Origin of the sequence: Ensifer sp. Root127 (genome assembly GCF_001425225.1) — a bacterium.
Taxonomy (GTDB): Bacteria; Pseudomonadota; Alphaproteobacteria; order Rhizobiales; family Rhizobiaceae; genus Ensifer; species Ensifer canadensis.
This window is the reverse complement of the sequence record NZ_LMDX01000008.1, coordinates 80,132-95,165: the sequence shown is the minus strand read 5'-3', so window position 1 is coordinate 95,165 and position 15,034 is coordinate 80,132. Positions and strand designations below refer to the sequence as shown.

Annotated in this window: 17 protein-coding genes; 3 read left to right on the top strand and 14 right to left on the bottom strand. The window is 59.3% G+C overall.

What is annotated here, in order from left to right:
* Nucleotides 1-7: 7 nt before the first annotated feature.
* The 7 genes from ASD03_RS11235 to ASD03_RS11205 form a co-directional block, all read right to left on the bottom strand.
* Entirely contained in the window at nucleotides 8-1,492 is a 1,485-nt protein-coding gene (locus ASD03_RS11235) for a mechanosensitive ion channel family protein (protein WP_057208204.1), read from the bottom strand.
* A gap of 24 nt (nucleotides 1,493-1,516) precedes the next feature.
* On the bottom strand, nucleotides 1,517-1,735 hold the full coding sequence (locus ASD03_RS40405; protein WP_244494249.1) for a CBS domain-containing protein: 219 nt from the start codon (nucleotides 1,733-1,735) through the stop codon (nucleotides 1,517-1,519).
* 346 nt (nucleotides 1,736-2,081) lie between these two features.
* Complete coding sequence (locus ASD03_RS11225) at nucleotides 2,082-2,840, bottom strand: SDR family oxidoreductase (protein ID WP_057213553.1); 759 nt, start codon at nucleotides 2,838-2,840, stop codon at nucleotides 2,082-2,084.
* A 290-nt stretch (nucleotides 2,841-3,130) separates the two neighbouring features.
* Complete coding sequence (locus tag ASD03_RS41250) at nucleotides 3,131-3,526, bottom strand: hypothetical protein (RefSeq protein ID WP_063963300.1); 396 nt, start codon at nucleotides 3,524-3,526, stop codon at nucleotides 3,131-3,133.
* A gap of 340 nt (nucleotides 3,527-3,866) precedes the next feature.
* Entirely contained in the window at nucleotides 3,867-4,517 is a 651-nt protein-coding gene (locus ASD03_RS11215; RefSeq protein ID WP_057208200.1) for a response regulator transcription factor, read from the bottom strand.
* Between the two features lie 215 nt (nucleotides 4,518-4,732).
* Nucleotides 4,733-5,272, bottom strand: coding sequence for an Rrf2 family transcriptional regulator (locus tag ASD03_RS11210; RefSeq protein WP_057208198.1), 540 nt, complete (start codon nucleotides 5,270-5,272; stop codon nucleotides 4,733-4,735).
* Between the two features lie 294 nt (nucleotides 5,273-5,566).
* Nucleotides 5,567-6,334, bottom strand: coding sequence for an alpha/beta hydrolase (locus ASD03_RS11205; RefSeq protein WP_057213550.1), 768 nt, complete (start codon nucleotides 6,332-6,334; stop codon nucleotides 5,567-5,569).
* Nucleotides 6,335-6,485: 151 nt separating this feature from the next.
* Here ASD03_RS11205 and ASD03_RS11200 point away from each other — a divergent pair, with 151 nt between their 5' ends.
* The 3 genes from ASD03_RS11200 to ASD03_RS11190 all read left to right on the top strand — a co-directional run bounded on the left by ASD03_RS11200 (nucleotide 6,486) and on the right by ASD03_RS11190 (nucleotide 8,160).
* Nucleotides 6,486-6,932: a MarR family transcriptional regulator gene (locus ASD03_RS11200; protein ID WP_057208194.1), complete on the top strand. Its 447-nt coding sequence runs from the start codon at nucleotides 6,486-6,488 to the stop codon at nucleotides 6,930-6,932.
* A gap of 576 nt (nucleotides 6,933-7,508) precedes the next feature.
* Nucleotides 7,509-7,757: a DUF4160 domain-containing protein gene (locus tag ASD03_RS11195; RefSeq protein ID WP_244494625.1), complete on the top strand. Its 249-nt coding sequence runs from the start codon at nucleotides 7,509-7,511 to the stop codon at nucleotides 7,755-7,757.
* Nucleotides 7,750-8,160: a DUF2442 domain-containing protein gene (locus tag ASD03_RS11190; RefSeq protein ID WP_057208192.1), complete on the top strand. Its 411-nt coding sequence runs from the start codon at nucleotides 7,750-7,752 to the stop codon at nucleotides 8,158-8,160. The genes ASD03_RS11195 and ASD03_RS11190 overlap by 8 nt, the downstream gene beginning before the upstream one ends.
* A gap of 303 nt (nucleotides 8,161-8,463) precedes the next feature.
* Here ASD03_RS11190 and ASD03_RS11185 read toward each other — a convergent pair whose 3' ends face one another.
* The 7 genes from ASD03_RS11185 to ASD03_RS11155 form a co-directional block, all read right to left on the bottom strand.
* Entirely contained in the window at nucleotides 8,464-9,207 is a 744-nt protein-coding gene (locus tag ASD03_RS11185; protein ID WP_057208189.1) for an amino acid ABC transporter ATP-binding protein, read from the bottom strand.
* On the bottom strand, nucleotides 9,204-10,178 hold the full coding sequence (locus ASD03_RS11180; protein ID WP_057208187.1) for an amino acid ABC transporter permease: 975 nt from the start codon (nucleotides 10,176-10,178) through the stop codon (nucleotides 9,204-9,206). The genes ASD03_RS11185 and ASD03_RS11180 overlap by 4 nt, the downstream gene beginning before the upstream one ends.
* 61 nt (nucleotides 10,179-10,239) lie before the next feature.
* Nucleotides 10,240-11,073, bottom strand: coding sequence for a transporter substrate-binding domain-containing protein (locus ASD03_RS11175; protein ID WP_057208185.1), 834 nt, complete (start codon nucleotides 11,071-11,073; stop codon nucleotides 10,240-10,242).
* Between the two features lie 139 nt (nucleotides 11,074-11,212).
* Complete coding sequence (locus tag ASD03_RS11170; RefSeq protein WP_057208183.1) at nucleotides 11,213-11,602, bottom strand: carboxymuconolactone decarboxylase family protein; 390 nt, start codon at nucleotides 11,600-11,602, stop codon at nucleotides 11,213-11,215.
* On the bottom strand, nucleotides 11,595-12,404 hold the full coding sequence (locus ASD03_RS11165) for an alpha/beta fold hydrolase (protein ID WP_057208180.1): 810 nt from the start codon (nucleotides 12,402-12,404) through the stop codon (nucleotides 11,595-11,597). Before ASD03_RS11165 ends, ASD03_RS11170 begins: the two co-directional genes overlap by 8 nt.
* 2 nt (nucleotides 12,405-12,406) lie before the next feature.
* Entirely contained in the window at nucleotides 12,407-13,483 is a 1,077-nt protein-coding gene (locus tag ASD03_RS11160) for an LLM class flavin-dependent oxidoreductase (RefSeq protein ID WP_057213546.1), read from the bottom strand.
* A gap of 35 nt (nucleotides 13,484-13,518) precedes the next feature.
* Nucleotides 13,519-15,033: an aldehyde dehydrogenase gene (locus ASD03_RS11155; protein WP_057213543.1), complete on the bottom strand. Its 1,515-nt coding sequence runs from the start codon at nucleotides 15,031-15,033 to the stop codon at nucleotides 13,519-13,521.
* Nucleotide 15,034 lies beyond the last annotated feature (1 nt).

Genomic DNA, 15,034 nt, shown 5'->3' with positions numbered 1-15,034 from the left:
CCGACATTCAGGTGCTGAAGATCGTCCGGATCGACTTCAAGAAAGCGGAGGCGCTCCGTTCGTGTTTTGCCGCTGCCATCGGAAGCTGGCTGTTGTCGCCGGAACATGCGGATAGCATCGCCGCGACCTCCTCGGCAATCGCCGGACGGTCGGCGATCAGGCGCGCGAAACTCTTCTGGTCGATCTCGTAGGCGGCGATCCGCGTCAGCGCTTGCAGCGTGTAAGCTTCGTGCATTCCCGCGAGGAGCCCGGTTTCACCAAAGAAGTCGCCCGCCGAAAGGCGCCGCTTTTCCTGCTGGTCATGCTGCATCGATACGACGCCGGTGCGGATAATCGTCATCGAGGGCAGCGACTGTCCTTGGGAGACGATGACATCCCCCTTGCGATATTCACGCTCTATGCCCGATTGGGCCAATTTTTCTCTTTCGGATCGCGTCAGTCCGGAGAAGATTGGATTTTCATCGATGACCTCCTGCAGCGTCACATCAGGTGGCCTGGCTGTTTCATTCGACGGGGTTCCATTGATGGTGGCCATGGGCGGCATCGCAAGCTGGATACCGGCGGATCGGCAATGTCGGTAGAAGCGGTCGATCACCTCGTTTTGCGCCTTCATCCTCAGCATCGGATTGCTCACCCGGAAAAACAGATGAATTTCCAGCGCGGTTGCATCCACGCCGCTCAGCGAAACCAAGGGCGGCGGCTCCCGCATGATGGAATTGCAGCCCGCCAGAACCGTCAGCATGGCCTCCTCGATAATCGAAGGAGCGTGCGTCGGTACCACCCGCACCGTCATCTTGAGAAGATGCGTCTCATCCGGCCGGCTGACATTAGTCAGCTTTAGCTTCGCAAGGACGCTGTTGGGCAGGACCACGATATTGTTGGCGCCCGTTAGAATCTGCGTCGAGCGCCAGGTACTTGCAATGACGCGTCCTTCCGTGCCGTCCTCAAGGAGGATCCAGTCGCCCAGCACATAGGTGTGCCCGAGATTGAGAGCGACACCGGAAAATACGTCGCCGAGTGTGTTCTGAAGAGCAAGGCCGAGCGCAATGGCTATGACGCCGGAAGTCGCAATCAGCGTTCCAACAGGGGCGCCGAAAACGAAAGCGAGGGCGGCGAGCGTGACGCACATGTAAACCGCGCCGACGACGATATCCTGCAGCAAACGGGCCTCGCGTGGCCTACCTTCCAGAACCAGATAGATCCGCACGAACCCGATGACGGCCCAAGAGAGATGGAGCCACCACAGCAACTGGGCGAAGACGATGAAAGCCGCCTGCTCGTCGCCAATACCCAGGCCTTGCGATTGACCAAGCGGAATATCTGCGAGAACGATGACGGAAGTCATGGCCGTAAAGAAGATGATCTGCACCACAAGCCGCAGATTGGAGCGCGTCGGACCGATGAATTTCCACACGGCTATTCCGGTCAGGCCAAGAATGATCAGCCATGCCAGCGGCGCAGCGGCGATTTCAATCAGATATGCTTGAAACATGACGATCGTCCCAAGATCCGGCGATTAGTAACCAATGCCAGCGATGTAGTTCGCCAACATATGTTCCTGCAGTTGTTCCTGCTCGAAGAGCAGCACTCTCAGCGCGTCGCGGATATCCAGGACACCGAGCGGTTTCGCATCGTTGCCGAGGACCGGCATGTTCTGGATGCGGTTTTCCATCATGACCTGCCATGCGGCCTGCAAATCGTCGCCCGAGCTGCAGGAAATGATGTTGCGACTCATCAGCGAATGAGATCGGATTTGCTGAGCACCCCCGCCGCCTTGCCGCCTTCCTCGCTGACGACGGCCAATTCGATCCCCGGATTGGAAAGCGTCAGGGCAGCAGCCTGCAGCGTCGCGGCGACATCGATCAACATCAGCCGACGTCATGGGATAGAGCTTTTCAATGCGCATGGATTCCTCCTGACAGCGCTCGTCGGCACAGCCGGGTATCTCGGTGTTGGTTAGAACCGCTATGGCGCCGGCCACCGGAGCCATAGCGTTGTCGATGCCAGACAAGGGCTGCGGTTAGGGTCGGTGAGCAGAGGTCTGCCGGGACGGCGAACCCAAATGGAATATGCGCGGGCGCTTACTTCTTCTGGGCGGCGGGGGACTGTAGCCAATCCTCGAAGTGGATCGCGCCGAGGCGGGCGCTGTCGTCCGGAACCAGTGTCCGGTCATTGATCTCGATCTCGAAATAACAGGCCTTAGGGTCAGCGACGAGGGTGCGCGGATCGTTGGTAGCCTTGAGGTAACGCGCGATGAACTCGTTCATAGGGGCTAGCTCCGGACCGGCGATCTCGATTACGCCGTTCACCGGCTCGGCCAGAGCGGCATCGGCCATGGCATCGGCGACATTGTCTGCTGCTATCGGCTGGAAAGCGCCCGTGGGCGCGCGAACATTCGTTCCCTCGGTCGCCGATTGAGCGATGGCCCCCACGAACTCGAAGAACTGCGTCGCGTGGACGATCGTGTAGGGAATGCCGGAATTCCGGATGTGCTCCTCCTGCCGCAGCTTGGCGCGGAAATACCCCATCGCCTGCATGCGGTCGGTACCGACGACCGACAGCGCTACGTGATGGCGAACGCCTGCAGTCTTTTCTGCAGCGAAGAGGTTGCGGCCGGCCGCTTCGAAGAATTCCATGGCGGCCTTTTCTTCGAAGCTTGGCGAGTTCGCCAGGTCGATCACGACCTGCGCACCGGCCAACGCTTCGACGAGGCCTTCTCCGGTAACTGTGTTTACACCCGAATTCGGAGAGGCAGCCAACACCTCGTGGCCACGCTTGCGAAGCCGTTCAACGGTCTTCGATCCAATGAGGCCTGTGCCTCCGATGACGACGATTTTCATGTTCAATCTCCTAGTTTAGCTTGATTCGGGTTTGCGGGTTGCGCACCGGCGTTACTTCGCGGAGGCTGCTTCCTCGATAGCGAGGCGATGGATGCGAGACCGTCAGGGCATGTGACCCGCCCTGAATGCTAAGGGTCTTCAAGGTAAGCGCACACTTCGCCATAAATCTCATTGCCGCCGGCGGGATGTTGCGATCTGCGGAACCGCAAATTGCGTGGAAGGCAGCGTCTTCCACGAGGCGACGCCCGACCGTTCGGCGACCTGTGCCACGGGACGTTGAGGAACTGCCATCAGCCGCGCCGAGTATTCGGGCACATCGGCGGCAAACTGATCGTGGAACCGGTCCGGCCGAATGTAGAGATCTTGCCGCCCTCCGGCAGCGTAGTCGTCGTTAACGCGTCGGCCAGCGTGCTGCCGGGAAATTCTCCCGAAAGGCTTACGCTGGATTCACCTGCCTCCGGAGCGACGGCGGCGAGGTCGACCGAGGCCGTCACATTCGCATTTCCGCTGGCTGTTTCGGTGTTGACCGCCAGTGCACCGATCACGTCGTTCGCGCTCGACTCCGCAAACGCGCCATGCACCAGCACGATTGTCGGCTTGTCCTGGGAATCGGCTGCTTGTGCGAACGCGGTAGCTATGGTGCCCACCGCTGCGGCGAGCGCGAGAGCTTTGATGATATCGCGCATCTTACGTCTCCAGTTAGAGCCTTTTCGGCCGGTCAGGAGAATGCATCACGGCGGCCCGCCGGCCTATCGAACCCATGCATCGGCCATCTAGTCCCAGAGTACAGGTATGATAGATCGGGTGATTAGGATGCGCCCTGACTGAGTTCACCCCATCGCAGTTCGTTAAGAGCAACGGCTTCAGCTCATGATCGGCTGCACAAAGTTTTGTAGCGAATTCGCAGTCTTCACGTATCTGGCGAAAAAGTGAAGTACGACATCGCGCGGCGCTGTGCGCCGCGACTAAACATTTTTTTAAGAAATGAGAATGGACGTAAAGCGGCGCGACGGCGCCGCCGCAAGCTCACGCTTGCGGCTTCTCGCGCAGGCTGGAAGGCAGTGAATCCCATGCACGGATGAGTTCTCCGACGGAAGTAGTTCGCATCTTGCGCATCATATTGCTGCGGTGGAGCTTCACGGTGATCTCGCTGATGCCGAGTTCGAAAGCGATCTGCTTGTTGAGGCGCCCGCGCGCCACTTCTCGAAGAACTTGCCGCTCGCGTGGGGTAAGGGTCGCAAATCGGGTGGAATGCTGGTGGATGTTTTCTGCCTGTGCCCTTTGCTCCACGTCCCGCCGAATACCGGCAATCACGGCGTCGAGCAGCGTCTGGTCGCGCACGGGTTTCGTCAGGAAATCGACGGCCCCGGCTTTCATGGCCTGCACGGTCATCGGTATGTCCCCGTATCCCGTGAGGAAGATGATGGGTTTCGTTACCCCACGCGTCGAGAGTTGGTGCTGCAGATCGAGGCCACTCGCGCCCGGCATGCGGACGTCGAGCACCAGACACCCGGGCCGGTCGGGAAGGCCGGCGCTCATCAGTTCGCGGGGCGAAGGGAAACAGGCGACGTCGAGGCCGACCGATTCGATGAGTTCCTGCAGGGAGTTGCGAACATTTTCGTCATCATCGACTACAAGAACCAGCGGACTATCCGCAACGACAGCTGGGGTGCCCATCTCATCAACTCCGGCAGATTGTAGGCGCTACCATGCGCAGCGCGCTAACCTTGCCGCACTGCGACCGAATACGCGCCGACGAGTGAAGGGTGCCGTTGCCGGCCAAGATGAATATATCCTTCATCACTCTAAATCCTCATCTTCCCGAGCCGGCCGCATCTCTGCCAGCCCGGCCGCAATTGCCAGCCGCAACCCATGTCCGCTTTTCCAGCCCGTCAGGACAATGCTCCGTCTTCTATTGCACCGCTTCGGGTCCGGCCCTTCGTCCTGTCGGCAAGCCATTTACGGACTTCGTCAGAAAATTCCGGCGGCGCCTTGCGGCTTAAGTCGCCGGCAATGTCGGCCAACGTCTCGCTTCCAAGGGAATCCCGCATGGCCTTTTCCGCGCGCAACATCACCGCGTGGATTGCGCATACGCCTTTCGTTGCCCATGACGGCGGCCGCTCCCGATATACGGCGCAGCGACCACGGATCTCCTGACAGTCGAATAAGGGCTTCCTACCTTCGATCGCATCAACAACCTCCAGAACCGTGATATTTCCAGGCTGCTTTGCGAGCAGATATCCCCCTTTGATACCCTCGGAAGCTGATACGATCCCCGCTTTTTCCAGCTTCGGAAATATCTTCGCCAGAAAACTAGGGGAAATTCCCTGAAAATCCGCCAGGTCGCGGTTGCTCAGCGGCGTTCCGGGCGAACTTGCCAACCACAGGAGACAATGCAGCCCGTATTCCACACCTGCCGTCATATGCGCCATAACGCGGACTATAATTATCCGCGTTTTGGCTGGCAAGCACTAATTTGAACCGCCGGCGAAGCGGTACTGTCGCGGTACAAAATCAGCGACCGCCGGAGACAGGAACGTCTCTCAATTCCGCTAAAGCCATCATCGGAGTTCGGCAATTGGCAGATTTGGGTGAGTTGCGATTGGGCATGCCGCACATCCTGACACCGATGGATTTTCGCGAACGTGACTGGTTGAGCCGTGCTCTTACGGCAAAGCCGCCACCCTTCCGGATGGCGGCCTTTGATCACCAGCAATTTGCAAAGATTACTGTGCAGCCTCTTCGATTAGGTCCGCGACTGCCTTGGGCTGCGACACCATCACCACATGGGATGCACCATTGATCACGACAGTGTGCTTTGAGCCTGCCCGTTCGGCCATGAAGCCGAGTGCCTTCGCAGGGATGTTCTTGTCGCCGTCCCCATAGATGAAGTAGGAGGGCAGCGTCTTCCAGGCTGGCGAACCGGACTTTTCCGTCAAGGCGGCTTCAGTGATCGGGCGCTGGCCGGCGGCCATCAATGCCGCATCCTCAATCGAAACGTCGTGGGCGAACTGGTCATGAAACTTCGCCTGGTCGATGGAAAGATCGACGCCGCGATCTGCCAGCTTGACCGGAGCGGCGAGCGCTTGGCCAAGCGTTCCGCCCGGGAACTTACCGGCGAGATCGGCAGCTGCTTCCCCTGCTTCCGGAGCAAACGCTGCCACATAGACCAGCGACTTGACATTGTCCTTGCCATTGGCAGCGGTCGAGATCACCTGGCCTCCGTAGGAATGCCCGACCAAGACGACAGATCCTGTGATGCTCGAGATGATGTCGGAAACATAGGCCGCATCGCCGGCGACACTGCGCAGGGGATTGGCCGCGGCAACGACTGTGTAACCGTCCTTCTGAAGGATCTTCGTCACACCATTCCAGCTCGAGGAGTCGGCGAAAGCGCCGTGGACGAGAACGACAGTGGGCTTTGCAGGCTGGGCGAGTGCACTGCCGGACAGGAGGGCGGCGGCAAAGGCAACGGTGGCGGCGAGTTTGAACATGACGACTTCCTTCGTGGTTCGGATCTCGGTTTAGGTCTTATTTATTTGTGTGCAATTCATTTGTGTCCAATCTATTATGCTGCCGAAACGTGGTTGTCAACCGCTTGCAAATAAATCGTGCACGATTTATCTGTTTGGAAAGGAGATCGCCATGACGAAGCCAGACGACCATCCCGGGGTCGCCGGAATGCTCTGCTTTTCCCTCTATTCCGCAAGCCACGCATTCACCCAGCTTTACCGGCCGTTGCTGGACAAGCTGAGCCTGACGTACCCGCAGTACCTGGTCATGGTGTCGCTCTGGAAACGCGACGGGCAGAACGTCAAGGAGCTGGGTAACAATCTCTTCCTTGATTCCAGCACGCTTACGCCGTTGCTCAAGCGCCTGAACATTGCCGGGTTCATCACGAGAACGCGCAACCCCCGGGACGAACGCGAGGTGCTTCTGCACCTGACGGAGAAAGGCCGCGCTCTGCAGGGGCAGGCCGATCATGTCATGCATTGCATCGGCGATGCGGTAGCGCTTGACGCGAAGGCCCTAGATATCCTCCGCGAAACGATCGACGATCTACGCAACAGGCTTCAGGCAGGGGCGGGATAGTTCGAAAACCTGCTCACAGCGACAGGCCGCCTCACATGCATTTCCGAGCGAGACGATGGTGGCGGTTCATCAACGGCGGCATGGCAAAAGTTCGGCAGGCGGATCGAGCGGACAGGACGCCGCCGTTGCGAACTGGATGCTGGTGCAGGCGACGCGGATCGCTACCCTCGCTGGAATAGCGTCGTTACGGTATGCCGCCATCCCGGCATCGGTGATTGCGGGCAGCATTATTTGGCGCTAGCGTCCCGACCGGAGCATGATCGCCAGCTCAATCTTCATCACTGCCGGCGGCATCCTGGCTCTCGGAAGCATGCGCACCGTTCCCCGCAGCTGTGTTTGCGGGAGACATCAATGGCTGACCAGACCCATTTTCCAGGAATTCGCCTGCTCCGAGACAGGGCGCCGGCCATGCTCGGCCGTGATGGCGACACTCGATGAAGTCTGGCAAAAGGTGCGAAAGATCTTGGGGTCTAGGTCGTGATCAGGAGCGCGTTGCGGGTCGTCGTGATGGCGCGTGCTTTGCTTGTTTAGGTTACGCGATCCGCGGCCAGGACTAAAGATCTTGCATAACCCAAGTTGTTAGGTTATGTTGATTCATGGTCACCGTTCTCCGCGCCGCTGGCATGCGATTTTATCATTTACACAAATGACCACGAACCCGCGCACGCCCATGTCTACGGAGACGGTGAAGCCCGTATCAACATTCTCGATCTCACCGTATTATCGAACCGGGGGATGAAAAAGCGAGATTTGAGCGTGGCTCTCACTATTGTCCAGGCAAACCAGCGCTTGTTCATCGAAAAATGGGAGAGCATTCATGGGTGAAGTCATCTTTGAAGATCGTCACTACCGAGAAGCTACCTCGAAAGGGGACGCAGAGCGTGCACGCGCCCCGATCCCATCTTCGGTCCGTTTCGATGAACCTTCCAGCCGCATTGTCGTGGATTTCACAAACGGCGCAGCTTTCATGGTGCCTGCCCGATCGATACAAGGCCTGGAGAATGCAACGCCTGCCCAGTTGGCGGAAGTCGAGCTTTTGGGCGAAACTGGCTTGCATTGGGAAACCTTAGACGTGGATTTCACCATCCTCGGTTTAATGAAGGGCATATTCGGAACTGCGAAGTTCATGGAGGCTCAGCGCCGAGGCGGGCAATCTCGGTCCGCCGCGAAGATCGAGGCAAGCCGAGCCAACGGCGCGAAGGGCGGGCGTCCCCGGAAGATCAGCTAGCCGGCCAATCGCCGCGCTCTTTCAGCCGATACATTCCGAAGCAAAAAATGAAAACATCGGATGTACAAGGGGTCGCCTTCGGCGGAAGCAGGGTATTTCAGTCGCGTACTGACTTCATTGTCTTTCTTAGCACACCTGAACTCAGGCAGAGCGAGAAAAACGATCCTGGCCACTTGGTGTGATGCCCACACACAGCGTGCCGTCATCACGTAGCTGCTGAAAACCCTCTGGCGCATGTAAGTGCGATGTAAAACAGGCATCTTTCTGTCGAGTAGAGTTGAATCGATCGATGCTATTTCACGCTCAATGCTTGAGGATCTGGCTAAGAAACAGCTTCGTACGTTCATGCTGAGGGTTAGTGAAGAACTCTTTCGGCCTCCCCTGTTCGACGATCTGACCGGAATTCATAAAGATCACCCGGTCAGCAACAGCTCGGGCAAACCCCATTTCATGGGTAACGCAGACCATCGTCATGCCGTCCCGGGCAAGACTTGTCATCGTGTCGAGAACCTCCGAAACCATTTCAGGGTCGAGTGCGGAGGTCGGCTCGTCGAACAGCATCACCGCCGGTTGCATGCAAAGCGAGCGTGCGATTGCCACGCGCTGCTGCTGGCCGCCGGAAAGCTGCACCGGGTACTTGTTGGCCTGTTCGGGGATACGCACCCGCTCCAGGAACGTCAACGCCCGCGCCCGCGCCTCTGCTGCCGGAACACCGTTGATCCACATCGGCCCAACCATGCAGTTCATCAGCACAGTCATGTGGGGGAAGAGATTGAAGTGCTGGAACACCATGCCGACGTTGCGCCGCACTTCGGAGACATTGCGCATCTTGCTGTGCAGGCTGATACCGTTGACGACAATCTCACCCTCCTGGTGTGCCTCCAGGCGGTTGAAACAGCGGATGAGGGTCGACTTGCCGGAGCCGGAAGGGCCGCAGACGACGATGCGCTCGCCCTTGCGGACCGTCAGGTTGATATCCGTCAGGACCTGAAAGGCACCGTACCATTTGGAAACGTTCCTGACGTCGATGATAGTCTCAGCACTCATCGGACCTTGCTCCTGGCGTAATGACGTTCGATGCGGGACTGGATGAGTTCGAGGCAGATGGACATGATCCAGTAAAGCATGGCGGCGGATATGAGCATTTCCATGTGCTGGAAGCTCTTTTGCCCAAGCGTGCGGGCGAGGAACATAAGTTCCCAGACACCGATGACGGAGACGAGCGAACTGTCCTTCAACATAGAGATGAACTGGTTGCCGGTCGGCGGAATGATGACGGGCAGCGCCTGCGGCAGGATGATCTTGCGCATGGTAAGCCCGAAGCCAAAGCCAATGGAACGCGACGCTTCCCACTGGCCGCGGTCGATGCTTTGAATGCCCGATCGAAAGATTTCGGTCATGTAAGCGCCGTAACAGAGCGAAAGCGCCAGGATGCCGGCTGGAACCGCATCGATGATGATGCCAAGTTGGGGTAGACCCAGATAGATCAGATAGACTTGCATCAGAAGCGGGAGCCCGCGGAAGAATGATGTGTAGAAGCTTGCGATCGCATAGGCGAAACCGTTGGTCGAAAGTTTCGCAACCGCGCCAAGGATTGCGATGAGCGAGGCAATCAAGATCGAAACGGCTGAGACATAGACGGTCGTCACAAGGCCTTGCGCGATCAGGAAAGGCAGCTTCTCCTCGATAAAGGGCAGGCTTAGGTGGAAGGTCTGGAAGAAGGCGAGAAACAACACCAGAAGCTCCATCCAGACGATGGCGATCTGCAGCCTGAGACTGGCGAAGCCGATGAGCACGATGTTCAGGCAGAAGAGCGCCGCCACGACAAGAGCAATGGCGAAACGTCCGTAGAAGCCGCTCTCCAGCGGCTCGCCTATCACCGGGCGCATCAGTTCGCCCATCGTTGTCCCGGTCAGATTGAAAGCCATGAAGACGACCAGGACGGCTGCGAAAACCGACGCCACGAACGGAGGCTTGTGGACGAGAATTTCGGAGTCAACGGTATCCGGATAGAGCATGTTAGTCCCTCTGGACAAAAAGGCGATCCGGACCAACCCGGACCGCCAGACGTAGACAAGCCTACTTCACGACCGTGTAGTCGACGCCGTACCACTTTTCCGAGAGCTTGCTCAGCGTGCCATCGGTCTGCATCGACTTGATCGCTTCGGCGATCTTGTCGTTCAGCTCCTTGTCACCGTGCTCGATGGCAACGGCCAATGGCTCATAGAAGACCGGATCGCCGACCTGCTTGATCGGATATCCGGCCTTGATGGCATCGCGAATACTCGGCAGCGACGACACCACCGCATCGACGCGAACGCCGTCGCCGAGGCGCAGGTCGTCAAAGGCCGTTGTCGAGTTGGCGTAGGACTTCACTTCCTTCGGCTTGAACGCGTATTCGAAGGCGGGAGCCCCCGCGGCATCGAGCGTCAGTTCCTGCTTCGCGTAAGCTTCGAAGGTCGACGTTGCCGTCGTTCCGACGACCTTGCCGTCCAGGTCGATCAACGTGACGGCGAGACTATCGTTGTGCACAGCGACCGCCGCCGGCGTGTAGTAGTAGACGGCCGGGAAGTCGAATATCTTGGCCCGTTCCTTGGTCGGCGTCATCGAGCCCACATGCATGTCCCAGCGGCCCTGCCAGTTGCCGGCGGTGATGATATCCCAGCCTGGGGTGACGAACTCGACGCCGACACCGAGGCGCTTGCCAATTTCCTTGGCAACATCGATGTCGAAACCGTCCATCTCGTTTTTGTCGTTCATGAAGGACTGCGGCGCCCAGCTGGCGTCGGTTGCAACCTTCAAGGTCTTTGCGTCGAGCACGCGCTCGAGCACGGCTCCGGCATTGGCCGGAAGCGCCGTGAATGATATGGCCATCGATGCGGCCGCCGCTGTCAATCTGGCGAAAGTGTTCATTCGGTCGTTCCCTCTTGTCGTTCTGGTTTGGGCAGGGTCCTCTTCCTGCCATAGGGGTGATCTTGAGTTCTCAAGCGCCCTTCTGTCTTCCGGCGATACGAGGCAGCGCGGAGCCGCCCTTTCCTAATAACCGTGGAAGTCAGCGCTCTTCTTTCTTGTCCATCTCGTCACGCACAGTCCGCGCGATCCCGAAGGTTTCGACGCCCGCGGGAATGCCGCAATAAATCGCGATCTGGACGAGTGCCGCACGAAGTTCCTCGTCGGTCAGGCCATTGCGGATCGCGCCGCGGAAATGGATGGCGAATTCATGCATGCGGTTGAGAGCCGCCAGCATACCGAGGTTGAGCAGGCTGCGCTGCTTGAGATCGAGCCCCTCGTCCGTCCAGGCTGTCCCCCAGCAATACTCATTCAAAAGATCCTGGAAGGGACGCGAGAAGGCGTCGCTGTTGCCGATTGCCCGATCGACATAGTCGTCGCCGAGCACCCTACGCCTCACGGCCTCGCCCTTCGCCTGCAGCGCCTCATCCATCGACTTTTTCCCCCTGTCTCAGAAAATCGGCCATCAACGTCGCTACGAGCTCCGGCGCTTCGACAAGAATGGAATGGCGCAGGCCCGGCAGTATCCGGAGTGCGGACCCGGGGATGCGCTCGTGCATGTACCGGGCCATCCGAGGATTGGAGCCTGCATCGTCCTCACCGGTTGCGATCAGCGTCGGGCAACGGATCTGGTCAAGGAAGCCGCCGAAATCCGTCTCGGCGAGCACCCGGTAAGCAGCGACATAACAATCCGGATCGTTTTCGGCATCGCGTGATCGTAGCCTCGCGATGATCTCGGGATTGCGCTCCTGGAAGTCTTCGGTCAGCCAGCGCGACAGCGACGCGTTGTGGTGATCAGCGGGCGTGCCCGCCCTGAGTGCCGCCAGGCGTTCAAGCACGCGCTCCCGTTCGGCCAACGTTCGTCCGGCAACCGTCGAAAGCAGCGTAAGCCGGCGCAGTCGGCCGAGATGGGTCAAGGCAAGACGCTGGGCGATGAGCCCGCCGAGTGAGAAGCCCGCGAGATTGAAGGTGGAGAAGCCCGCCTGATCGGCCAGAGCCAACGTCTCGTTGACGAAGTCGTCGATCTCGTATCGCCCCTTGACCCGGCTTGACTGGCCGTGGCCACGCAAATCGAAAGTCAGGATCGTAAAGCGATCCTTCAGCCGTTCGACTACCCCCGACCACGCCTCCAGATAAGATCCGACGCCGTGAATGCAGATGAGCGGCTCGCCCTCACCGTCGATACGGTAATTGAGCGTAACCTCTCCGATGGTATGGCGTTGGGTCCCCGCCATCGTCAGCGCCCCACCGCGACGCGCTTCTGCTCGTTCTCGCGCGCCGCAAAGAAGGGCATGATTTCCGAGATGAACAACTCCAGCGTCCGCTTCTGCAATTCGAACGGCAGGTTGAAGGTCAGGCCAAGACAATATTGGTCGACGCCAGCCGCTTCATAGGCCAGCAGCTTCTCAATCGCTTCGTCCGGTGTCCCAAACATCAGGTTTTTGCGGATGTTTTCCGGATTGTAGTTATCCTTGCCCTTGACCGCTTCATAAGGCACGGCTTCCGGGAAGCCGTCGCGCACCGCGCCGATATTCTGCATGAGGTTTTCGAAGGCGCGGCCGTAGTCCATGCTGTGCTTGACGGCGAGTTCCCCACCATCCGGCCTGTCGTAGACGCAGGTGCGGCGCTGCATCATGAAGCGCGGTCGCGGAACTTCCGGGTGATCAGCGACCGCTTTGTGAAACTTGTCAGAAAGCACCTGGATTTCAGCAGCCGGCGCAGAGAGCGGCGTCGACAGAATGCTGGCACCGTTCGCAATCGCCCAGTCGAATGTCCCGGGATCGCGCGCCGCAACCCAGATCGGCGGATGCGGCTGCTGTAGCGGCTTGGGCACGGCCGCCGTCCGAGGGAATTTCCAGTAGCGCCCTTCATGCGTGTAGTCGCCGGACCACAACTTCTTCACGGCCGGGACGATCTCCTTCATGTAGGCGACGCCTTCTTGCTGCGGCATACCGCCGGCCAGGCGATCGAACTCATACTGGTAGGAGCCGCGCGCAATACCGAATTCCAGGCGGCCATTAGTCAGATGGTCGCAAAGCGCCGACTCGCCCGCCAGCCGGATCGGGTTCCAATAGGGTGCAACCAGCGTTGATGTGCCTAGCCGAATCCGATCGGTGTGCTGTGCGAGCCAGACGAGCGTCTGGAACGGGTTCGGAGAAATCGTGCATTCAAGCGTATGATGCTCGGCGGTCCACAGCGCCTCGAAACCGCCTTCATCGGCAATTCGCGCGAGCTGAAGCAGGTTGCTCTTCACCCGCTCCATCGGTACGTCCGGAGAGAAGCGTTCCATCGTGAGGGAAACTGCGAACTTCATGGTTTTCTGCCTTTCCTGTGCCGGTGCGTTTGTCGTTACTTCAAGCGAATGACGAAGGGGTCCTGCATCGCGCCGGAGTAATCGACGATGACGTTCTTCAGCCGCGAGAACTCGTGCATGACCTCGAAGCCGCCACGCCGGCCGTAGCCGCTTTCCTTGAAGCCGCCATTGGCGGACATGAAGGAGGCGGATCGATAAGTGTTGATCCACACCGTGCCGGCGTCGATCCGATTGGCGAAGCGCAGCGCCCGATCGATGTCCTTGGTCCAGATGCCAGAGGCGAGGCCATAGCGCGTGTCGTTGGCGAGTTGGATCATCTCCTCCTCGTCGCGGAACGGCATGACCCCGACCACAGGGCCGAAGAGTTCGTCGCGCATGAAGGTCATGTCGTTCTGCGCGTCGATCATGACGGTCGGCTCGAAGTACCAGCCTCCTTCAGCAAGTCCTTCTCGCTGGGGTCGGCGGCCGCCTGTGGCGATCTTCGCGCCTTCCCTGACGCCGGATGCGACGTAGCCCTCCACTTTCGTAAGTTGGTCGGCGAGCGCGAGCGGGCCGATATCCGTGTCGTCGGCCGTCGGCAGGCCGACGCAAATCTGCTCGGTCCTGGCGACGAGCGCGTCGATGAACCTGGCGTAGGCACCCGCCTCGACAAAGCAGCGTGAGCCTGCCACGCAGGTCTGGCCGGCAGCCGCGAAGACGCCGGAGACGACCCCATTTACGGCATGTTCGATATCGACATCCCCGAAGACCACATGGGGCGACTTACCACCAAGCTCCATTGAGCAGGGAATGAGGTTCTCAGCTGCATTGCCTGCGATCCGTCGACCGGTGACCGTACTGCCCGTAAAGACATATTTCGCGACACCGGGGTGGCGCGTCAGCGCCTCCCCGGCGCTTTTTCCCGTACCCGTTACCACATTGACGACGCCAGCTGGAAAACCCGCCTCGTGGATCAGCTCGGCAAGCGCCAGCGTGGAAGCAGTTGCATGTTCCGAAGGCTTGATGACGACCGTGTTGCCGATCGCCAGGCATGGCGCCAGCGTGCCGGTCAGCAACATCAGCGGCGAATTCCACGGCGTGATCATTCCGATGACGCCCAAGGGTTCGCGAAGATTAAAGTTCAAGGTGTCGAGCCGGTTGATCGGGATCGTCTCGCCCTGCAGCTTGTCGGCCATGCCGGCGAAGTAGTGGTAGCTGTCGGGCATGGCGCGCATCTGCGCCGTGGTTTCCTTGAGCAGCTTGCCGTTGTCGCGGGTCTCGATTGCTGCAAGCGCATCGGCATTCTGACGCACGAGCTCGGCGAGACGGCGCATCAACCCGCCGCGGTCGGTCTGTGTCATGCGCCGCCACGCCGGGTTGCGAAAGGCGGTGCTGGCCGCGGCAACGGCGGCGTCGACATCGTCCGCATCGCCATCGGCAAATTCGTACCAGGGCTTGCCCGTCGTCGGGTCATAGCTTTGGATATACGTGCCGTTTCTGGGCTTCACGAACTGCCCATCGATGAACACGAGCTGGCGCGATCCTTCGATGGAGGTAACTGTCGTCTTCATA